The sequence below is a fragment of the Collinsella sp. LCP19S3_B6 genome (assembly GCF_052121815.1).
In the GTDB taxonomy this organism is placed as follows: domain Bacteria; phylum Actinomycetota; class Coriobacteriia; order Coriobacteriales; family Coriobacteriaceae; genus Collinsella.
This window is the reverse complement of record NZ_JBQKDN010000010.1, coordinates 1-21,166: the sequence shown is the minus strand read 5'-3', so window position 1 is coordinate 21,166 and position 21,166 is coordinate 1. Positions and strand designations below refer to the sequence as shown.

The following is a 21,166-nucleotide window of genomic DNA, read 5'->3' as shown; positions in this document are numbered from 1 at the left end:
GCAACGCGGCGAGGACGTGCCCTTAGGAAACCCCGCAGGCCCCGCGGCCGGTGGGAGCAACGCTACTTCACGACCAAGATGTCGCAGTCGGTGTTGCGCAGCAGGAACGTCGAAATCGAACCCAGGAGCGCATACTTGATCGAGGAAAGGCCACGAGCGCCGCAGAGCACCAGATCGGGCTTGACCACGTCGAGCATCTCGTCCTTGAGCGTCTCGCGAATACGGCCGGCGCGAATCATGACTTCGACCTCGGGAATGTTGGGATTAGCCTTGGCCTCTTCGAGCTGCTTGGCGATGGAGTTCTTAAAGGCCTCCTCCAGGCCGTTGACCAGATCGACCGGATAGGAACCGGCGCTCTCGAGCGCCGTGGAATCGATGACGTGACCGATGATCAGCTTGGCGCCATTGTTTGCGGCGACCTTGATAGCGCGTGTGAGCACAAAATCCTGCTGCTCAGTACCGTCGAGTGAAACAAATACCTTGGTATAGCCCTCGTTCATGGTTTCCTCCTTGGTCTATCGCACGGGCGCGGGGCTCGTGCATCGGACGACGTGTTGGCTGCCGGACACTTTAGCTTGTTGCAGTTATACCCAAGGATTTCGGTTTGACCGCTCGCAATTCTGTGAACGGGCGAGATTTTTGGTAAGGGTGGGCGCGGCCGCGGCCGAACGGTTGATAATGGGACATCGCCCGCAACCGTCCGCAGAACAACTATCGGCGGGTGACAAACGAGGGGGTCCCTTTGGATATCATCGAGCTTCTAAAATCTGCCTTCATGGGCCTGGTCGAGGGCATCACCGAATGGCTGCCCGTTTCGTCGACGGGCCACATGATCTTGGTGGACGAGTTCGTCAAGATGAATGTGAGCGAGACATTCTGGAATATGTTCCTGGTCGTGATTCAGCTTGGCGCCATTTTGGCCGTTTGCGTTCTGTTCTTCTACGACTTAAATCCGTTCTCGCCCAGCAAGGGCAAGGAGGGTCGTCGCGACACCTGGGTGCTGTGGGGCAAGATTGTGCTTGGCTGTATTCCCGCCGCGGTGATCGGTCTGCCGCTCAACGACTGGATGGAGGAGCATTTCTATAACGCTCCCGTCGTGGCGCTGGCGCTCATCGTGTACGGCGTGTTGTTTATCGTGATTGAGAACTGGCGTGCAAGTAAGCGCGAGAACGCCGCTCTTGCCGATTCGTTTGGTTCGCGTGCTGTGGTGGCGGGCGGGCGTCCCGCCGGTGCACACTTCGCGGCGCCTGCGGCGGATATTGCCGAAGACAATGACAATGACGAGGATTTGGATTTTGGATCCATCGCCACGCTCGAGGACCTGAGCTGGAAGACCGCATTGGGTATCGGTTGCTTCCAGGTGCTTTCGTTGATTCCGGGCACATCACGTTCCGGCTCCACCATCATCGGCGGCCTGCTGCTGGGCTGCACGCGCTCGGTGGCGTCCAAGTTCACGTTTTTCCTGGCCATTCCCGTTATGTTTGGCGCGAGCGCGCTCAAGCTGGTCAAGTACTTCGTTAAGGGCGGTACGTTTGGCACCAACGAGATTGCCATTCTGGGCGTGGGCTGCGTCGTGGCCTTTGTGGTTTCGCTTATTGCCATCAAGTGGCTCATGGGCTTCGTTCGCCGTCACGACTTTAAGTGCTTTGGCGTCTACCGCATTATTCTGGGCATCGTGGTGCTCGCGTACTTCTTTGTTCTGGAGCCTATGCTCGGTCTGTAACTTGGTTGACGCTGCGCGGCGGCCAGAGCGCGGCGCACGGAGTCGTGGGGTGATTTGCATCGGTGTCCGCGCGGCTCGGTATACTGGTACGGCTCAAACTATGGCGCCGCCCGCAGGCGCGCCGTCCGTCAGATGAGGAGTCGCCCATGACCCAGCCCTTGCCCTGGGAAAAGAACGCCGCGGTACCCGTGCCGCCCGCGCCGGAACCCGTGCCGCTCGATGCATACACCGCCCCCGCTGCGCCGGAGCCCGAGCTCGTTCCGCTCGACATCTACGACGCTCCCGCGCCGGCACCCAAGCCCGTCAAGCCGCTCGTCGACATCGACAGCCTTAATCCCGCCCAGCGCGAGGCCGTCCTGACCACCGAGGGCCCGTTGCTGGTCCTCGCCGGCGCAGGCTCGGGCAAGACCCGCGTCCTGACCTTCCGCATCGCGCATATGCTCGGCGACCTGGGTGTTAAGCCTTGGCAGGTTCTTGCCATCACGTTTACCAACAAAGCCGCGGCCGAGATGCGCGAACGTCTGACGGCGCTCATTCCCAGCGGTACCCGCGGCATGTGGGTGTGCACCTTCCACGCCATGTGCGTGCGCATGCTGCGCGAGGACGCCGACCTGCTGGGTTACACCGGTCAGTTCACCATCTACGATGACGATGACTCAAAGCGCATGGTGCGTGACATTATGCAGGCGCTCGGCATCGAGCAAAAGCAGTTCCCCATCAACATGATTCGCAGCAAGATCAGTTCGGCCAAAAACGCCATGATCGGCCCCGAGGACATGCTCAAATCCGCCGATAGCCCCAACGACAAAAAGGCCGCGCAGGTCTACCTGGAGCTGGAGCGCCGCCTGCGCGCCGCCAACGCGATGGACTTCGACGATTTGCTCGTGCGCACACTCGAACTGCTGAGCACCCGCCCCGAGGTGCTCGACAAGTACCAGGAGCGCTTCCGCTACATTAGCGTCGACGAGTATCAGGACACCAACCACGTCCAGTACGAAATCGCCAACCTTCTGGCCGCCAAGTACCAAAACCTCATGGTTGTGGGCGACGATGACCAGTCCATTTACAGCTGGCGTGGCGCCGACATCACCAACATCTTGGACTTTGAGCAGGACTTTAAAAACTGCAAGACCGTTAAGCTCGAGCAGAACTACCGCTCTACGGGCCATATCCTAAACGCCGCCAACGCCGTGGTGCGCCACAACTCGCAGCGCAAGGACAAGCGCCTGTTTACGGCCGAGGGCGATGGCGAGAAGATTCAGGCCTTCCAGGCGAGCGACGAGCGCGACGAGGGCCGCTGGATTGCCGGCGAGATCGAGAAACTGCATGCCAAAGGCACGAGCTACGACGACATCGCCGTGTTTTATCGCACCAACGCCCAGTCGCGTATTCTCGAAGATATGTTTCTGCGCGCGGGCGTGCCCTACAAGATCGTGGGCGGCACTCGATTCTTCGACCGTGCCGAGATTCGCGACGTCATGGCCTACCTCAAGATGATCGTGAACCCGGCCGACGAGATGAGCGTCAAGCGCGTCATCAACACACCGCGCCGCGGCATTGGCTCCACCTCAATCCAAAAGATCGAGCAGCTGGCACGCGACAACCGTTGCTCGTTCTTCCAGGCTTGCGAGATCGCGTGCGCCGAAACCGGCATGTTTAGCGCCAAGGTGCGCAACGGCCTGTCGAGCTTTGTCTCACTGGTACGCGAGGGCCGCCGCATGGACGGCGAGCTCAAGGACGTTGTCGAGATGATCGTCGATAAGACGGGCCTGCTGCAGGCGTTTCGCGCCGAGGGCACCATGGAATCTGAGAGCCGTGCCGAGAACATCCAGGAATTTCTGGGCGTTGCGGCGGAATTTGAGGAGACGCACGAGGATATCGAGGGTACGCTCGAGAGCCTAGAAGAGCTGCGCGCAGCCGGTGTTGCCGACGTGCCTGCCGGCGCCGAGCCCGAGCCCGTCGTGGTGAGCGCGCCTGCGCCCGAACCGGGGCCATCTGTCCCGGCATCCTCGTTTGAGGCGCTCGTCGGCGCCCGTGACGCCGCGGGCTCCAATCCGCTCGATGGCTTGGCCGCTCCGGCGCTGTCTCCGCAGGATGCCCTGGCAGCCGCCATCGCAGGCAACGCGTATGCCGCGCCGACGGAGCTGTCGGCGGGTGCCGTGCATGCCGGCGAGATCGAGCGTACCTACGGTTCGCTCACCTGTAAGGCGCTGCCGGCACTCATGGAGTGGCTGGCCTTGCGCTCCGACTTGGATTCCCTGGCCGGCGAGACGCATGCCATTACCATGATGACCATCCACTCCGCCAAGGGCCTGGAGTTTCCGGCGGTGTTCGTGGCCGGCATGGAGGAGGGCATCTTTCCGCACGTGCACGACTTTGGCGGCAGCGATGATCCGGGCAAGCTCGAGGAGGAGCGTCGCCTGGCCTACGTCGCCATCACGCGTGCCCGCAAACGCCTGTTCTTGACCTATGCGGCCACGCGTCGCACCTACGGTTCGACCTCCGCCAACCCGCGTTCGCGCTTTCTCAACGAGATTCCGTTTGAGGATATCGAGTTTAGCGGTATCGGTTCTGCCGGTTTTGAGGGCACGGGCTGGGAGAAGCGCGGCGACCGTCGCGGCACCTTTGGCTCGGGCATGGGTTCGGATATGTATGGCGGCAAGGTGTTTGGTTCGCATACGCGCTCGACCGGCGGTTCCGGTTCGCGCGGCGGATCGAGCTTCGACGATTTCTTTGGCGGCAGCAGCTACGGGACCGAGCGCCATCGTGGGGTCTCGCCCGACGCCGGTCGCGTTGCCTCGACCTTTGGCTCGGGCGCACCGCGAGCCAAAAAGCCGTCGTCTAAGGTGTCCCCGACAGTGGAGCGCAAGGTCGATCGCGCCAGCGCGTCGCAGGACTTTGCCGCGGGCGATACCGTGAGTCATAAGACCTTTGGCACGGGTACCGTGATCTCGGTCGCTGGAGACATGATCGAGGTCCAATTCGAAAAGACCGGCCAGACCAAAAAGCTAATGAAAGGCTTCGCTCCGATTGTTAAGCTGAATGCCTAACTGCGAGGTTGGCCGGGCGCGCCGGGGGCTTTGGTCGCCTGCTCGGACAGTCCTGCTCGCACGGAGAGCACATTAAGTGCTCTCCGGCTCGTGCGGAACTCGCGATCGACCAAAGCCCCCGACGCGCCCTCTTCCTTGTGGCGTTTTGGCCTGCAGCTTGCGAACGTCGCTCTGCTCGTTCGCTTTTGATCTGGAGAGCCGGGTGGGCTGATATATAGATACGAGTAGGGGCTCTCCCGTACATGGACGGGAGAGCCCCTTGTTGCGTTTTGGTTGTTGGCGCGACCTAGAGGTGGCTGATAATCAGTTCCATCTGGCCTTCGAGGTCAATGGAGCTGACGGTGCTGGGTGCCAGCAGGTGACTTCCCTTGTGGACGGGGTCGCCGCAGACGGTGCCTTCGCCGTCGATGACCGACAGGCACATGAAGGGCCAGCGCTGCTCCAAGGTCTTGCTGCCGTCGACGCGTACGCGATCGACAGTGTAGCAGGAGCAAGACTCGAGCTCGGTTACGCCGTTCACCTCGGGCGCGGCCACCGTGCCGTCGGTCGGAGCCTGAGCATCAAAGTCGATGCAGTCGAGGCTCTGCTCAATGTGCAGCGGACGCAGCTTGCCGTCGGTGCCGGGACGGTCGTAGTCGTACAGGCGATATGTCACGTCGCTTGACTGTTGCGTCTCCAAAATGAGCGTGCCGGTCTTGATGGCGTGCACGGTACCGGAATCAATCTGGAAAAAGTCGCCCTTGTGGATCGGCAGCACGTTGAGCATGTCGTCCCAACGGCCCCCCTCGATCATCTGTGCGGCCTCGGCGCGGTCATGCGCGCGCTGGCCGACGATGATCGTGGCGCCGGGCTCGCAGTCCAGCACATACCAGCACTCGGTTTTGCCCAGGCTGCCGTTCTCGTGCTTGGCGGCGTACTCGTCGTTGGGATGAATCTGGATCGAAAGGTCGTCCTTGGCGTCCAGAATCTTAACGAGCAGCGGGAACTCCTTGCCCTCGCACCTGCCAAAGAGCTCGCGGTGCTCGGCCCACAGCCACGACAGCGTGTGGCCGGCATACGGGCCCTCCACAATCTGGCAGTCGCCGTTGGGGTGGGCCGAGATGGCCCAACACTCACCGATGGGTCCATCGGGAATGTCGTAGCCAAATACGGTTTCGAGCTGGCGGCCGCCCCAGATCTTCTCGTGGAAGATCGGCGTCAGTTTAATCAAATCGGACATATTCATACCCCATTGTGTTGCGCGGGCGTTGCACAAACAGCTCAAAACGAGCGCCCGCATGACTACAAAAACCTATGCCAACGTTACGTTGTGCAACTCAAAGCGGTCGCCAACGTTGCGCGAGACCGAATACTCAAAGGCCGCGCCGCTGTCCAAAAAGCCAATCTGGTTGAGCTCGAGCAGGGGAGAGCCAGGTTTGGTGTCCAAGCGCTCGGCTTCTTCCTCGGTTGCTGCCACGGCGCGAATGGTACGGTGGAAGCTCGAGATCTTCAGCCCACATTGCTCGCGGACAAAGCGGTAGACCGATCCGTACAGGTCCTTCTTTTTAAGGCCCGGAATCAGCTCGAGGGGCATGTAGGTGTACTCGATAACGATGGGCTTCTCATCGGCCTGACGCACACGCACGATGTGATAGGCGAAGTCATCCTCGGCAATTCCCAGCTGGGCTGCGATGTCCGCTGGTGGATTAACAATCGAGAAATCGTAGACCACCGAGGTCACCTTCTCCCCGCGGTGCTCATACGAAAAGCCCTGGGCACGGTCGTTTTTGCCCTGGAAAAACGCTTGGCCGGGAAGCCCCGCCGTGTCCTTAACGTAGGTACCCGATCCACGACGGCTGGTAACAAGACCTTCCTCGGTGATTTGCTCGATAGCTCGTTTGACGGTGATTTTGGAAACGCTATAGAGCTCGCAGAACTCAACGACGGTGGGAAGCTTGTCGCCTGGTTTAAGAGCGCCATCCTCAATACTTCGACGAATATCTGCAGCTATCGCCTCGTATTTGGGAATCATGAAACCTCCTTTCCAACTTGATTGAGTATAAAAGAAAGTATACTCAACACCTAAGTATCCCTATTGAGTCATTGAAAAGTTCGATAGATATATTACTAAAAGTCGCTTTGCACTAAAAATAAAAGCGCTCTAAATAAATATACATTCGAATAATGTCGTGTTGAGAAATCTAATCGGTCCGAGGACGGGGCCGAACCGATTTAGCACCCAGCGAACCGAATCCTGTATTCTGCATTTCCCCAGATAAAACCTACCAAAACAAACCTGTCCCTTTTTGGTAGGTTTTTGCCTTGGGAGCGGTACCATACAGACAATGTTTAAACGAGAAAGGCGGGCCCCTATGGAACCTAAGCAGTACTACATCGGCATCGACGTCGGCGGCACTTCGGTTAAGGAGGGCCTGTTCGACGGGGATGGCAACCTGCTTGCGAAGGTCAGCGTGCCCACGCCTCCCATCGTTGACGCTGCGGGCTTTGCCGCGGTGACCGAGGCTATCGACCAGGTGGTCGCCAAGGCACAGATTCCGCGCGCCTTTGTGGCGGGCATTGGCCTTGCTGTTCCGTGCCCCATTCCGGCAGCGGGCGATGCCAAGGTCAAGGCAAACATTGCCATTAACCTGCCCGAGTTGAAGATCGCCATTCAGGAGCACTGCCCCGATGCGGTCGTTAAGTACGAGAACGATGCCAACGCCGCTGCCATGGGCGAGGCTTGGCTCGGTTCTGCCAAGGACGTGCAGAATGTGGTGATGGTCACCATCGGTACCGGCGTGGGCGGCGGCGTTATCGTCAACGGCGATGTGGTGTCGGGTGTTGTGGGCGCCGGCGGCGAGATTGGCCATATGTGCCTGAATCCGGCTGAGGAGCGCACTTGCGGCTGCGGCGGCCATGGCCACCTGGAGCAGTATTCCAGCGCCACCGGAGTGGTGAGCAACTACCTTGCCGAGTGCAAGAAGGCGGGCGTCGAGCCCATCGAGCTCACCGGCCCCTCCGATTCCAAGGACGTGTTCCAAGCCTGCCGCGAGGGTGATAAGCTCGCGCTGGCCGCGGCCGATACCATGGCCGACTATCTCGGCCGCGCCCTGGCGCTTATTGCCAACGTGGTCGATCCCGAGATGTTCCTGATCGGCGGCGGCGCCTCCGCCTCGGCCGATGTCTACCTCGATAAGGTTCGCGAGTACTTCCAGCGCTACGCGCTATCCGCCTCGCGCGAGACGCCCATTAAGGTTGCCTCGCTCGGAAACGACGCCGGCATCATCGGTTCTGCCTACGTAGCCCTGCGCGCTGCCGGCAAATAGCTGGTGCAAGGGGGCCAGGTTACTTTGCACCAACATGGTGCAAAAGGGACAGCCTTGGCCCCCATACCTGCCACAAAATATGCCGTGGCCCTTCCGTCCCCAAAGGCCAGCTGCCAGCGTGCTACCATAGCTACGTCTAAGTACACATACCAAGTGGAGGATACCCATGGCAAACGTTCTTGTCTTTGGTCACCAGAACCCCGATAACGACGCCATCATGAGCGCCGTCGTTCTGTCTCAGCTGCTCAACCAGGTTGAGTATGCCGGCAACACCTATGAGGTCTGCGCTCTTGGTCAGCTTCCGGCAGAGTCCGCCAAGCTGCTCGCAGACGCCGGCATTGCCGAGCCCCGCGTGATTGAGTCCGTCGAGGCCGGCCAGCTTGTCGTTCTCACCGACCATAACGAGTCCGCCCAGTCTGTCGCCGGCCTTAAGGACGCCACGGTCTTTGGCGTCGTTGACCATCACCGCATCGGCGACTTTGAGACCGCCGGCCCGCTGCACTACATCTGCCTGCCCTGGGGTTCCAGCTGCACCATCGTCACTAAGCTCGCCGGCGTGCTCGGCGTTGAGCTTTCCGACGTTCAGGCCAAGCTGCTGCTCTCGGCCATGATGACCGACACGCTCATGCTCAAGAGCCCCACCACCACCGATGTCGACCGCGCCGTCGCCGCCAAGCTCGGCGAGCAGGTGGGTGTCGACCCGGTCAAGTTTGGCATGGAGGTCTTCCTCACCCGTCCGTCCGGCTCCTTCACCGCAGCCGAGATGGTCGGCAACGACATCAAGATGTTCGAGCCCGCCGGCAAGAAGCTGCTCATCGGCCAGTACGAGACCGTCGACAAGAGCCGTGCGCTCGGCATGATTGACGAGATCCGCGAGGCCATGCGCGCCTACGCCGCCGAGAAGGGTGCCGACGGCATCGTCCTGTGCATCACCGACATCATGGAGGAGGGCTCGCAGGTCCTGCTCGAGGGCGAGACCGAGGCCGCTCAGAAGGGCCTGGGCATTGCCGACGAGCACGACGGCGTCTGGATGCCGGGCGTCCTCTCCCGTAAGAAGCAGGTCGCTGCCCCCATCATGGCCGCCTGCTAGGTTTTGTAACCTGCTACGACCGGACCGCGGACGCCCCGCGCTCCGGTCGTTTTTTGTGCGCGGGACCGCGTCCTCTATTGGACAGGGGCGCCCGTACCGTTGGGCAAATAATGTTCAACCTGTGGTTCCGCTTTTCGGCCACGCCTGCGTGCTTGTCGTGCAGGGTAGGCTAGATGCAAGCGTAATACGTTGGAGCGCGGTGCCGCCACTTGGGCGGGCCGTGCTTTTTTAAGACGGGAGCTTTCCCGTGAAAGGAGCCGCCCATGGCAGCAACTGAGCAGCTGTTCAACGTTCGTGAGCGCAAGCGCTTTGAACGTCATGACATCTGGGAGCGCATCGCCGAGAACGGCACGATTTCTGCCGCCGTCATGGTCGTCGCCGCCATCGCCGCCGTTATCTGCGCCAACACCGATGTCTACGAGGCTATCCATCACTTTTTGGAGACCCCGCTGTATGTGGGTCTGGGCAACCTTACGGCTGGCCTCACCGTCGAGCTTTTCGTCAACGACTTTCTCATGGCGATCTTCTTTTTGTTGGTGGGCATTGAGCTTAAGTACGAGATGACGGTCGGCGAGCTCAAGAATCCGCGTCAGGCCATGCTTCCCATGCTGGCAGCCGTGGGCGGCGTCGTCGTTCCCGCCTGCATCTACCTGATCTTTAACCATGCCGGCGCCCGCAACGGTTGGGCCATCCCCATGGCAACCGATATTGCCTTTGCGCTGGGCGTGCTGTCGCTTTTGGGCAATCGCGTGCCCAACGGCGTGCGCGTGTTCTTCTCGACGCTCGCCATCGCCGACGACCTCATCTCCATCGCCGCCATCGCCATTTTCTACGGCCAGAGCCCCAGTCCGTTTTGGCTGGGTGCCGCTGCAGTTGTGACCTGCGCACTTGTGTGGCTCAACAAGACTCAGCATTATCGCCTTGCCCCGTACTCGGTGCTTGGTCTGCTGCTGTGGTTTTGCATGTTTAAGAGCGGCGTGCACGCCACGCTTGCCGGTGTCATCCTGGCCTTCACCATCCCGGCCAAGTGCGGTGTTAAGCTCGATAGCCTTACCGATTGGCTAGGCGAGTACCTGCCGTTGCTCGACGACCGTTACGACGACGAGGCGCACATCCTGGGCCAGCACGACTTTACCCTTTCGACTACCAAGGTCGAGCGTGTCATGCACCGTGTGACCCCGCCGCTCATCCGCATGGAGCGCCTGATCTCCACGCCGGTCAACTTTGTGATCCTGCCGATCTTTGCGTTTGTCAACGCGCAGGTTCGCCTTGTGGGCGTGGACATGAGCGTGCTGCTTACCGACCCGGTGACCCTCGGCGTGTACTTTGGCATGCTGCTGGGTAAGCCGATCGGTATCTTTGGCGTGACGTTTGCCCTGGTCAAGCTTAAGGCTTGCGAGCTGCCTCATAACGTTAACTGGCATATGATCGCCGGCGTGGGCATTTTGGGTGGCATCGGCTTTACCATGTCGATCCTCATCAGCGGCCTTGCCTTCCCGACGGCCCAGTTCGAGGTTCTGGCCGCCAAGGCCGCCATTCTTGCCGGTTCTGTTACCGCGGCCGTGCTGGGCATGATCTACATGAGCGTGGTCTGCAAGCACCCTTCGCCCAAGGACGAGTAGGAGCGCGAAAACCGGGGCCGGACATGCCCCGGATGCCCTCGTGTGAAAAAATGCCGTTTGTGAGCACTGTCACAAACGGCATTTCATTTATTTGCCATTTTTATTCCACGGTGCCGTAGACGGCGCCCCAGCCGTGGGCGGCAAGGGCCGAGTTAAGCTGGTCGCAAAGCGATTGGCGGTCGTAGTGGCCGGGCGGCAAAAGATTCACGATTTCCATGAGATCGGGCGCCAGGTCCAAGATCTCCGCCTGAACGATTAGATCCAGGCGGTCAATGGCCTTACGGTCATAAAACAAGCCGTCGACCAGACGCTGCAGGTCTCCGAACTCCTCGGCTTGAAAAGAGCCGTATTCCATACTGCCTCCTTGGATGTGCCATGCGGCTATACGGGTCATACGGTGGATATCGTAATTCATTGCGATGGACTTAATCTATCACGGCTTCATACCGTTGCGGCGGTAGCGGTCTATACTTAGACAAACTGCAACGTCCCGCTTTGCGAAAGGTCGCACCCATGCAGACGATCTACCAGAAGATGGAAACCACCGAACTCGATGCCGCCATCGAGGCTCTCAAAGCCGAGGTTGCCGAGGTCAAGGCCAAGGGCCTGGCGCTCGACATGGCGCGCGGCAAGCCGTCGCCCTCCCAGGTGGACATCTCGCGCCCCATGCTCGATATCCTCAATGCCGACGCCGATCTGCACGACGGTAACGTCGACTGCTCCAACTACGGCTGCTTTGAGGGCATCCCCTCGGCACGCAAGCTGGCGGGGGAGTTCCTGGGTTGCCCCGCCGATCAGACGCTCGTACTGGGTTCGTCGAGCCTTTTGATCGAGCACGATATCGCCGGTATGTTCTGGCGCTGCGGCTCGTGCGGCAGCGAGCCTTGGGAGGCTTATGAGGCCGCGCACGACGGTAAGAAGGTCAAGTTCCTGTGCCCGGTTCCTGGCTACGACCGTCATTTTGGCATCACCGCCGACCTGGGTATCGAGAACGTCCCCGTCGCGATGACCGGCAGCGGCCCCGACATGGACGAGGTAGAGCGCCTGGTTGCCGCCGACGACTCCATCAAGGGCATCTGGTGCGTGCCCAAGTATTCCAACCCCACGGGCATCACCTTTAGTGAGGACACCGTGCGCCGCTTGGTCGAGATGCCCACGGCCGCGCCCGATTTTCGCATCTTTTGGGACAACGCCTACTGCGTGCACGACCTGTACGACGAGACCGACGAGCTCGCCAACATCTTCGATCTTGCCCGCGCGGCGGGTACCGAGGACCGCGTGGTGGCATTCGCCTCGACGTCCAAGATCACCTTCCCGGGCGCGGGCATCGGCTTTATCGGTGCGAGTCCCGCGGTCATCGCGGAGTTCTCCAAGCGCCTGAAGGCCGGTCTTATCAGCGCCGACAAGCTCAACCAGCTACGCCACGTGCGCTTCCTTCCCACCATCGAGGCGGTCAAGGAGCACATGAAAAAGCATGCCGAGTTCTTGCGTCCGCGCTTTGAGGCCGTCGAGCGCAAGCTCACTGAGGGCCTGGGCGATACGGGTTGCGCTACTTGGACGCATCCCCGCGGCGGCTACTTTGTGAGCTTTGATGGCCCCGAGGGCTCGGCCCAAAAGGTCGCCGCGCTTTGCGCCGACCTGGGTGTCAAGCTCACGCCGGCAGGTGCCACCTGGCCTTATGGCAAGGATCCGCGCGACACCAACATCCGCATCGCGCCGAGTTATCCCACGGTCGAGGACCTGGAGGCCGCACTCGACGTGCTGGTGCTGGCCGTCAAGCTCGTCGCTGCCGAGCTTGCTCGTGCCGAGCGCGCCTAACGCGTAGGGCCCCGCAAATCCGCGTCCAGTACCATCCGCACTCTCGATACGCAAAGGAGCGTATACATGGATTTGGGTATTTCCACCAACCCCACGCCGGAGCTCTACACCATCAGGGTGACCGGTGAGATTGATATCTCTAACGCCGATAGCTTGCGTAACGCCATCGACTTGGCGCTCGAGCAGCCCACCGAGGCCGTTGAGCTCGACTTTGCCCAGGTGAGCTATATCGACTCGACAGGTATTGGCGTACTTGTGGGCGCCGCACACCACGCAGCCGATCACGACAAGCGGTTTGGCTGCGTCAACGTGCAGCCCCCGGTGATGCGCGTGGTTCAGTTGCTGGGTGTCGACCAGGAGATTTCAATTACGGCGGCATAAGCCCTGCCCCAAAAAGGGCGTGCCGTTTGGTATATGTTTGTGATGCGCTCGGATGTTTTGACGTCCGGGCGCTATACTTGACCGAATGAATAGACGAGTTCCGGCCGAATGGCGCGGTGCGGGCTCGACTCACATCGAGCCTTGGAGGTATGTGTGTTTGGTATTGGAGAGGGTGAGCTCGCGATCATCGTGGTCTTCGGCTTTTTGCTGTTTGGCCCGGATAAGCTCCCGCAGATGGGCCGCACGATCGGCCGTGCCATCCGTCAGTTCCGCGAGACGCAGGAAAAGATGACGGCTGTTGTTCAGTCCGAGATTATCGATCCGGTAAGCGAGGCCGCTTCGGCTCCGGTCAAGCCCAAGAAGGCTGCCGTCGATGACGATTCCGATGCGGACGAGGATGCCGTCGAGACGGCCGCGCCCGCAAAGAAGGAGACCTTTGCCGAGCGCCGTGCCCGCCTTGCCGCCGAGAAGGCCGCGAGTGAGGGTGCTGCCGAGGACGAAGGTGCTGCTGGTGAGGCTGAGGGCCCCGAGTCTGCCGCTGCCGCCGTCGAGCCCGAGCCTGCTGCAGAGCCGGAGCCCGAGCCCGAGCCGGCAGAGCCCACGACGGCTGACCTCTACGCCCGTCGTCCCCGCAAGCGCAAGGCCGTCGTCGACCAGCTCGCTCGCGAGCTCGAGGCCGAGGACGACGCCGCTGCCGCTCATGCCCCGAAGGGAGGCGATGAGTAATGCCTATCGGACCTGCGCGCATGCCGCTCTTCGATCATCTGGGTGAGCTCCGTCGTCGCCTGACCATCGTGGTCGTGTCAGTCTTTGCCGCCGCCATCGTGCTGTATTTCGCCACGCCCGTGGTGCTTGACATCCTGGAAGACCCCATCCGCTCCTTTGTGCCGGACGGCAAGTTCTACATCACCACCACGCTCGGCGGCTTTGGTCTGCGCTTTTCGCTGGCCCTCAAGATGGCCGTTGTCATGTGCACGCCTATGATCATTTGGCAGATTCTGGCGTTTTTCCTGCCGGCGCTTCGCCCCAACGAGCGCAAGTGGGTTGTGCCCACGGTGCTCGCCTCGACGGTGCTGTTCTTCCTGGGCGCAATCTTTTGCTACTTCATCATCATCCCTGCGGGCTTTGAGTGGCTCATCGGCGAAACCTCGGCCGTCGCTACGGCGCTGCCCGATCTGGAGAACTACGTCAACATGGAGCTGCTCTTTATGATCGGCTTTGGTGTGGCGTTTGAGCTGCCGCTCATCATCTTCTACCTGTCTGTCTTCCATATCGTGTCCTATGCGGCCTTCCGCGGTGCCTGGCGTTACGTATACGTTGGCCTGCTTGCGGGCTCGGCTGTGATTACGCCCGACGGCTCGCCCGTTACGCTGGGTCTCATGTATGGCGCCCTGCTCTCGCTCTACGAGATTTCGCTCGCCATCGCCCGCGTGGTCATTACCGCGCGCGATGGCAAGGAGGGCTTGTTTGTGAGCCGTCTGGATCTGTTCTCGAACGACGACGAGGACGACGACGAGGAGTAAATCCGTATGCACGAGGTTGGCATTGTCAACGGCATACTCGATACAGTGATTCGCGCGGCGCGTGGGGCGGGGGCCTCGCGCGCTGTTTTGGTAACGCTGCGCATTGGGGATATGACCGAAGTTGTGCGTGAGGCGCTCGACTTTGCGTGGGAGACGTTTCGCGACGAGGACATGCTCACGCGCGGCTGCGAGCTTGCCGTGGAGGAAGTCCATCCACAAAGCGAGTGCCTGGACTGCCGCGAGGTCTTTGAGCACGACCGCTTCCATTGCCGCTGTCCTCAGTGTGGCGGCACCAACGTGCGCCTGCTGCACGGCCGCGAGCTCGACATCGCCAGCATCGAGATCGAAACCCCCGACAATTAACCAGCCTGCCATTTGGGGACGGGGTATAAATGGTAGAAGTAAGGAGTGCCGAGTATGGCCGAGAAAACTATTGATATCGCATCGCCGATTCTGTCGCGCAATGAGCGCCTGGCAGATCAGCTGCGTCAGCGATTCAAAGAGACAGGCACCTATGTGATCAATGTGCTGTCGAGTCCCGGCTCTGGTAAGACCACCACGATTCTGGGCACCAACGAGCGCCTGCGCGACAAAGCCGGCCTGCGCTGTGCCGTCATCGAGGGCGATATCGCCTCGGATGTCGACGCCATCACCATGAAGGAAGCCGGCATGCCCGCCATTCAGATCAACACGGGTGGTCTGTGCCACCTCGAGGGCAACATGATCATGGAGGCCGTTGACGCGTTCGACCAGGCAGTGGGCCTTCAAAACATCGATGTTATCTTTATCGAAAACGTGGGCAATCTGGTCTGTCCGGTCGACTTTGACCTGGGCGAGAACCTGTCCATCATGATTCTCTCGGTGCCCGAGGGCGACGACAAGCCCATTAAGTACCCGGGCATCTTCCAGCACGCTGGCGCACAGCTGCTCAACAAGGTCGATGTGGCCCCGGCTTTCGATTTTGACATGGATAGGTATACTAAGACACTCGATGACCTCAATCCGCAGGCGCCGCGGTTTGCCGTGAGCGCACGCAAGGGCGAGGGCATGGATGCCTGGTGCGATTGGCTCATCGGGCAGATCGAACAAACAAGGGCGTAAGTCGGCCGTCGTACGTGCGGGCGCAGCCGCAGACACACGAGATAGGAGCCTCTTTTGAAGCTCATCATCGCCGAGAAAAACGACGCCGCGCGTCAGATTGCCGAGCGTCTTTCCACGGGCAAGCCCAAAAAGGACAAGGTGTACAACACCGCCATCTACCGTTTTGAGTGGAAGGGCGAGGAGTGCGTGACCATCGGCCTTGCCGGTCACATCCTTGCGCCCGATTTTTGCGACAGCGTGCTGTTCGATAAAAAGCTGGGTTGGTATTCGGTCACCGAGGACGGCGAGATGCTGCCGGCCGATATGCCCGATGGCCTGGCGCGTCCGCCCTATGACACCAAGCGTAAGCCGTTCCTTGCCGATGGCATCTCCATCAAGGGTTGGAAGCTCGAGAGCCTGCCTTACCTCACCTGGGCGCCCGTCATTAAGCTGCCGGCCGAGAAGGAGCTCATTCGCTCGCTCAAGAACCTCGCTAAAAAGTCCGACAGCGTCATTATTGCCACGGACTTCGACCGCGAGGGCGAGCTGATCGGCTCGGACGCTCTCAACAAGGTGCGCGAGGTTGCGCCGGACTTGCCGGTTGCCCGCGCCCAATACTCTTCGTTTACCAAGGCCGAGATTACGCACGCCTTCGATAATCTCGTCTCGCTCGACCAGAATCTGGCCGACGCCGGCGAGAGTCGCCAACACATCGACCTCATTTGGGGCGCGGTGCTCACGCGTTACCTGACGCTCGCCAAGTTTGGCGGCTTTGGCAACGTGCGCTCCGCCGGCCGCGTGCAGACGCCGACGCTCGCCCTGGTGGTCGAGCGCGAGCGCGAGCGCATGGCGTTTGTGCCCGAGGACTATTGGCAGATTCGCGGCATGGGTGCCGCGCAGGGCGCTGCCGAGGACGATCGCTTTAAGATCGCGCACAAGACGGCGCGCTTCACCGACAAGGATGCTGCCGAGATGGCGTACGGCCACGTGGACGGTGCTACGACGGCGACCGTTGCCGCGGTGACCAAGCGCTCGCGTAAGCAGCAACCGCCCACGCCGTTTGCGACGACCTCGCTGCAGGCTGCCGCTGCGGCCGAGGGCATCTCGCCTGCGCGTACGATGCGCATCGCCGAGTCCCTCTACATGGCGGGTCTTATCAGCTATCCGCGTGTCGACAATACCGTGTACCCTGCGACGCTCGATCTGGGCGCCGTGGTGAGCGACCTGGCAAAGATCAACCCGGCGCTGGCGCCCGTGTGCAAAAAGGTGCTTGCCGGTCCTATGAAGCCCACGCGCGGCAAGGTCGAGACCACCGACCACCCGCCTATCTATCCCACGGGCGAGGGCGACCCATCCACGCTCGACGGCGGCCAGCGCAAGCTCTACGACCTCATCGCCCGTCGCTTCCTGGCAACGCTTATGGGTCCCGCGACCATCGAGAACACCAAGCTCGAGCTCGACGTCAACGGCGAGCCGTTCGTGGCCTCGGGCGACGTGCTCGTGACCCCTGGCTTCCGCGAGGCCTATCCGTACGGCCTTAAGCGCGACGAGCAGATGCCGCCGCTGGAGCAGGGCGATACGGTCGACGTGTTCGACATTAAGCTCGAGGCCAAGCAGACCGAGCCGCCCGCGCGCTACAGCCAGGGCAAGCTCGTGCAGGAGATGGAGAAGCGCGGCCTGGGTACCAAGTCCACGCGCGCGAGCATCATCGAGCGCCTGTACGCCGTGCGCTACCTCAAAAACGATCCCGTTGAGCCGAGCCAGCTGGGCATCGCCATCATCGACGCGCTGTCGCAGTTTGCCCCGCGCATCACGAGCCCCGATATGACCAGCGAGCTCGACGGCGATATGACCCGCGTGGAGCGCGGCGAAGATACCGAAGAGCATGTCGTGACGCACTCGCGCGCGCTGCTGGCCGGCGTACTCGACGAGCTGCTCAAACATACGCAGGAGCTGGGCGACGCCATCAGCGACGCCGTCACGGCCGATGCGCGCGTGGGTGCCTGCCCCAAGTGCGGCAAGGACCTGGTCATGAAGACGAGCGCCAAGACCCGCGGCAGCTTTATCGGCTGCATGGGCTGGCCCGACTGCGACGTGACCTATCCGGTGCCGAGCGGTGTCAAGGTGAGCCCGCTCGAGGGCGAGGCCGCCGTGTGCTCCGAATGCGGCGCGCCGCGCATTAAGTGCCAGCCGTTCCGCCAGAAGGCCTTCGAGATCTGCGTGAACCCGACGTGCCCCACCAACTACGAGCCCGACCTTAAGGTGGGCGAGTGCAAGGTGTGCGCCGAGGCCGGACGCCATGGCGACCTGATCGCGCACAAGAGCGAGAAGAGCGGCAAGCGCTTTATCCGCTGCACCAACTACGATGACTGCGGCGTGAGCTATCCGCTGCCGGCGCGCGGCAAGCTCGAGGCGACGGGTGAGACCTGCCCCGAGTGCGGCGCCCCCATCGTGGTGGTCAACACGGCGCGCGGTCCGTGGCGCATCTGCGTGAACATGGACTGCCCGACCAAGGAGAAGAAGCCCGCCCGCGGCCGCAAGACCACGACTAAGGCGAGCACGGCAAAGAAGGCCACGGCGGCAAAGAAGACTTCGACCGCCAAGAAGTCGACTGCCAAGAAGGCTGCCGCGAAAAAGACGACCACCAAGAAGCCAGCTACCGACAAGTAGCGGTGCAGCCGAAACATTACCCAAACCAAAAACGAGCGAGGGTCTCATGATCCTCGCTCGTTATTTATCCGGCAGTTAGGGACGTTCCTTTTCTGCCGGGCGGCGAAAGAGTGCGCCCAACGACCAGCCGTTTAAGAGCGCCCCCGATACATAGTTGTCGGAACCTGGTCGTCTGTTGATAAAAAAGAAACCGCTAACGGACAAAATGGCGCCTTTTGCGGATTAGTCGCTGTGCCGGATAATAAATTGTCAGAACCAGGCGATAATTAAAATGCTGCTGCTGTCGTTACATATGACACGTGACAGGAGGACATGATGAAAAAAAATGCCCAGGTTGTTGTTAGCAATGGTTGTCCTATTTTTCGCCACCGGATTTATTTTATTGCCCTCCGCAAATGCTTCTGAGTATTTGACGCCCGCCGACGCATGCTTCGATTTGAATGATGGGCCGAAACAAGAACGTACTATCGAGCTGCCAGATGGCTCTACAGGTGTTTTTGGGATAGAGAAAGAGCAAGCGGATGTTGCCCCGATTTGGGACGGCTACTACAACGCTACTGATGGGAATTGGAAGGTTTACTTCTATACTGGAGTGCTCGATGCTGAGTACTGGATATCAATCAAGAACTACAACATTACATCGTGGTGGGGCCATAAGGCATCTTCCGTTGGTGGCGCCTTATCGAATTTCAGTAAGAGTTTTTCTTCCAAACGAACAAAGTGGAGCTTTCTTTTTACCGGTGTAGGCGGTATGACGTCTGCGACTTATACTCTTGGAGCTGAAATAAATGGCTCTCGACTGCATACATATCTAGCGTGATTCAATATGGGCGTGTTGGGTAAGATCAACATTGGTGGAGAGGTTTCCCTCCTGGCTATAGTTCTGGTTGAGGTCGGAATCACCGCTGCGGTGATCTATCTCGTTTACAAGTTGATAAAGGCTCTCAAAAAGGTTATTGAACGAACCAAACAAGAGTAGGCGGTCAGTCCACTCGATTTCGAACCCATTTCAGCGGGTGGCATCCTCTCTGTCTGCTTCTCTGTGGGCGGAGAGGATTTTTCTATGACTGAGACCGCGTCAGTGCCAAATCCACGCCTATCCTCAACCCGAAATTCGCCCACTCGGTGGACTTCGGGTTTAATGCTTAGGGGCGGGGATTTACCAAATTGAAATTTTAATGAAAAGAAACCCAGCTGCAACAATTGCCATGGTGAGGGCTCGAATTGGCCATATGGATCTAAAATAGTAACGATATACAAATGTCGAGAGACGTTGGGGATATAGATGAAAAGAACTAAGGGTTTTCTTTTGTTGGTAATGATGCTGCTCGGACTGTTCTGCCTGAGTGGCCCTTCTTGGGCCGAGGCTGCCTGTCCTGAAGGTGAGCCTCAGCAGTCTTATACGGGCAACCTGCTGATAACTGCTAAGGAGGGCGATGCCGACTCTCAGTCTGGGGTAAATCCCCTTGCCACTTTTGAGGGGGACGGCGGAACGGTCAAGCTTGACCATATTGGTAGCGGGATTTTGAGGTGGCAAGTTCTTCCGGACAAAATTGCGAACGATCCCTTCTCTTTTGCTGGAACGATATATCTATACAAGGTTGTGAGCGGAAAACAAAATTACGTCGATTGCTATCCGACAAACGGGTCTGGAATTGCATTCACCGGCATTTCGGGGCAGATTGATACACATGTACGAAAGGGAACCTATGTAGTGCGTTGGGTTGGAGCTGCTGCAGGCCCGATATGGATTGCGGTCTTGCGCCCCGATGTCCAAATAGGTTTCTCTCTCTAGACGGGAAGTTGCTCATGGACGCCATATATGACGGGGATGACTGGGTCGATCATTATACTTGGCGCCTGGTCGGCTCGAACGACAATGGGGATGTGGTGTTTGATGGACTATGTCCAAAGCATCTCCATCCTTTTGTCTCGTCGTTAATTGAGAGTTCCGCTCGTGTTGCCCCCTACAGCTCGGCATCGCTTCATGATGCGGACGTTTTGAAGACCATAAGGGAATCAATTGACGAGGGCACGATGAGCGGCCCGCTGTTTTCTCGGCTTGTGGGGCTAGATGAGATTGGCTCGAAACGACTGCTTGCGGGCGAAAAAGTGGAACTCACTTATCGGTCGATGATTTCAATCCTGCGGCTAGCCGATGTTCTTCGCAAATAAATGAGGCTTATAGGACAAAATGTGTGTCTACGTTGGGGGCATCGGCGCAGGTCGATGCCCCTTTTTCAGCCGTTTAAATTCCGTGCCCGCTTTTAACCGCTCGGACAGAATGTGTGTCCGGTTGCCTATCGTTCCCGCAGGTGGATAACCTTTTCCGGAACCGTTAAACACCCTTTCGGAAGAGGTGCCCATGAAGGCCGTTTATTGCCCCTACTGCGGCGGTCGGACCAAGCGCAACGACGGGACCTCATCGGGATCCCAGCGGTGGAGGTGCACGGCCTGCGGCGCGTCGACGACGGTGAGGTACGACGACACGGCGACGAGGCTGGACGAGTTCCTCGGGTGGCTCCTCTCCAAGGACTCCCAGGCGGCGATGCCGGGCGGCGGGCGGTCCTTCAGGCGCAGGACGGCCGAGTTCTGGGAGGTCTGGCCCATGCCCGTCCCCGACGGCGAGCTCCACCGCGTGCTCTACGTCGACGGGATTTGGGTCGCGCGCGAGCTCGTGGTGCTCATATGCTGCAGCGGCGAGCGGGTGGTCTCCTGGTACATGGCGAGGTCGGAGAACTCGAGGGCGTGGTCGGCCCTCATGGCGCCGATCCCGGCGGGATCAGGCTCGAGGGGGCCCCAGCGCGACGTGCTCGAGTACTACGTCACGGCCGCGAGGTGCGCGGAGTCGGACCGCCGGCAGCTCGAGAAGAAGGTGCTCGCCCTCGCCCGGACCGACCGGTG

At 60.1% G+C, this 21,166-nt stretch carries 20 protein-coding genes; 16 read left to right on the top strand and 4 right to left on the bottom strand.

What is annotated here, in order from left to right:
* Positions 1-62: 62 nt before the first annotated feature.
* Positions 63-500 (bottom strand): universal stress protein, encoded by a 438-nt coding sequence (locus ACTQWD_RS05040; RefSeq protein WP_154515052.1) that lies wholly within the window; start codon positions 498-500, stop codon positions 63-65.
* 242 nt (positions 501-742) lie between these two features.
* Here ACTQWD_RS05040 and ACTQWD_RS05035 point away from each other — a divergent pair, with 242 nt between their 5' ends.
* A complete protein-coding gene (locus ACTQWD_RS05035) occupies positions 743-1,723 on the top strand; it encodes an undecaprenyl-diphosphate phosphatase (RefSeq protein ID WP_441559416.1) in 981 nt (326 codons plus the stop codon).
* Positions 1,724-1,869: 146 nt separating this feature from the next.
* Complete coding sequence (locus ACTQWD_RS05030) at positions 1,870-4,773, top strand: ATP-dependent helicase (protein ID WP_441559415.1); 2,904 nt, start codon at positions 1,870-1,872, stop codon at positions 4,771-4,773.
* A 286-nt stretch (positions 4,774-5,059) separates the two neighbouring features.
* On the opposite strand, the gene ACTQWD_RS05025 is transcribed toward ACTQWD_RS05030, so the two are convergent.
* Together ACTQWD_RS05025 and ACTQWD_RS05020 are read right to left on the bottom strand one after the other, a co-directional pair.
* Positions 5,060-5,992 (bottom strand): type I phosphomannose isomerase catalytic subunit, encoded by a 933-nt coding sequence (locus ACTQWD_RS05025; RefSeq protein ID WP_441559414.1) that lies wholly within the window; start codon positions 5,990-5,992, stop codon positions 5,060-5,062.
* 72 nt (positions 5,993-6,064) lie between these two features.
* The gene (locus tag ACTQWD_RS05020; RefSeq protein WP_154515044.1) at positions 6,065-6,784 is read right to left on the bottom strand and encodes a GntR family transcriptional regulator; all 720 of its coding nucleotides are present in this window, start codon (positions 6,782-6,784) and stop codon (positions 6,065-6,067) included.
* Between the two features lie 340 nt (positions 6,785-7,124).
* On the opposite strand from ACTQWD_RS05020, the gene ACTQWD_RS05015 reads away from it, so the two are divergent.
* From ACTQWD_RS05015 to nhaA, 3 genes are all read left to right on the top strand, one after another.
* Positions 7,125-8,078, top strand: a complete 954-nt coding sequence (locus tag ACTQWD_RS05015; RefSeq protein ID WP_427728539.1) for an ROK family protein — start codon at positions 7,125-7,127, stop codon at positions 8,076-8,078.
* A 166-nt stretch (positions 8,079-8,244) separates the two neighbouring features.
* Positions 8,245-9,168: a manganese-dependent inorganic pyrophosphatase gene (locus ACTQWD_RS05010; protein ID WP_427718922.1), complete on the top strand. Its 924-nt coding sequence runs from the start codon at positions 8,245-8,247 to the stop codon at positions 9,166-9,168.
* A gap of 263 nt (positions 9,169-9,431) precedes the next feature.
* A complete protein-coding gene (gene nhaA, locus ACTQWD_RS05005) occupies positions 9,432-10,790 on the top strand; it encodes a Na+/H+ antiporter NhaA (protein WP_441559413.1) in 1,359 nt (452 codons plus the stop codon).
* Positions 10,791-10,890: 100 nt separating this feature from the next.
* Here the strand turns inward: nhaA and ACTQWD_RS05000 are convergent, their stop codons facing one another.
* Positions 10,891-11,145, bottom strand: coding sequence for a hypothetical protein (locus tag ACTQWD_RS05000; protein ID WP_154515036.1), 255 nt, complete (start codon positions 11,143-11,145; stop codon positions 10,891-10,893).
* Between the two features lie 158 nt (positions 11,146-11,303).
* Here ACTQWD_RS05000 and ACTQWD_RS04995 point away from each other — a divergent pair, with 158 nt between their 5' ends.
* The 11 genes from ACTQWD_RS04995 to ACTQWD_RS04945 all read left to right on the top strand — a co-directional run.
* Positions 11,304-12,608 (top strand): aminotransferase class I/II-fold pyridoxal phosphate-dependent enzyme, encoded by a 1,305-nt coding sequence (locus ACTQWD_RS04995; protein WP_427718927.1) that lies wholly within the window; start codon positions 11,304-11,306, stop codon positions 12,606-12,608.
* A 66-nt stretch (positions 12,609-12,674) separates the two neighbouring features.
* Positions 12,675-12,989 carry an STAS domain-containing protein gene (locus ACTQWD_RS04990; protein ID WP_154515032.1) on the top strand — a complete coding sequence of 105 codons (315 nt, stop codon included), beginning with the start codon at positions 12,675-12,677 and terminating at the stop codon, positions 12,987-12,989.
* A gap of 153 nt (positions 12,990-13,142) precedes the next feature.
* The gene (locus tag ACTQWD_RS04985) at positions 13,143-13,715 is read left to right on the top strand and encodes a twin-arginine translocase TatA/TatE family subunit (RefSeq protein ID WP_427718929.1); all 573 of its coding nucleotides are present in this window, start codon (positions 13,143-13,145) and stop codon (positions 13,713-13,715) included.
* The gene (gene tatC / locus ACTQWD_RS04980; protein ID WP_427718932.1) at positions 13,715-14,512 is read left to right on the top strand and encodes a twin-arginine translocase subunit TatC; all 798 of its coding nucleotides are present in this window, start codon (positions 13,715-13,717) and stop codon (positions 14,510-14,512) included. Before ACTQWD_RS04985 ends, tatC begins: the two co-directional genes overlap by 1 nt.
* Positions 14,513-14,518: 6 nt before the next feature.
* Positions 14,519-14,875: a hydrogenase maturation nickel metallochaperone HypA gene (hypA, locus tag ACTQWD_RS04975; protein ID WP_152068469.1), complete on the top strand. Its 357-nt coding sequence runs from the start codon at positions 14,519-14,521 to the stop codon at positions 14,873-14,875.
* Positions 14,876-14,929: 54 nt separating this feature from the next.
* Positions 14,930-15,613, top strand: coding sequence for a hydrogenase nickel incorporation protein HypB (gene hypB / locus ACTQWD_RS04970; RefSeq protein WP_152068470.1), 684 nt, complete (start codon positions 14,930-14,932; stop codon positions 15,611-15,613).
* Positions 15,614-15,667: 54 nt separating this feature from the next.
* Positions 15,668-18,262 carry a DNA topoisomerase I gene (locus ACTQWD_RS04965; RefSeq protein WP_441559412.1) on the top strand — a complete coding sequence of 865 codons (2,595 nt, stop codon included), beginning with the start codon at positions 15,668-15,670 and terminating at the stop codon, positions 18,260-18,262.
* 334 nt (positions 18,263-18,596) lie between these two features.
* Entirely contained in the window at positions 18,597-19,082 is a 486-nt protein-coding gene (locus ACTQWD_RS04960; protein ID WP_441559411.1) for a DUF5626 family protein, read from the top strand.
* 465 nt (positions 19,083-19,547) lie between these two features.
* Entirely contained in the window at positions 19,548-20,057 is a 510-nt protein-coding gene (locus ACTQWD_RS04955) for a hypothetical protein (RefSeq protein ID WP_441559410.1), read from the top strand.
* Between the two features lie 14 nt (positions 20,058-20,071).
* Positions 20,072-20,437, top strand: coding sequence for a hypothetical protein (locus ACTQWD_RS04950; RefSeq protein WP_441559409.1), 366 nt, complete (start codon positions 20,072-20,074; stop codon positions 20,435-20,437).
* Between the two features lie 190 nt (positions 20,438-20,627).
* Positions 20,628-21,166, top strand: a 539-nt coding sequence (locus ACTQWD_RS04945) for a transposase-like zinc-binding domain-containing protein (RefSeq protein WP_441559408.1), incomplete at its 3' end; no start/stop codon positions are given.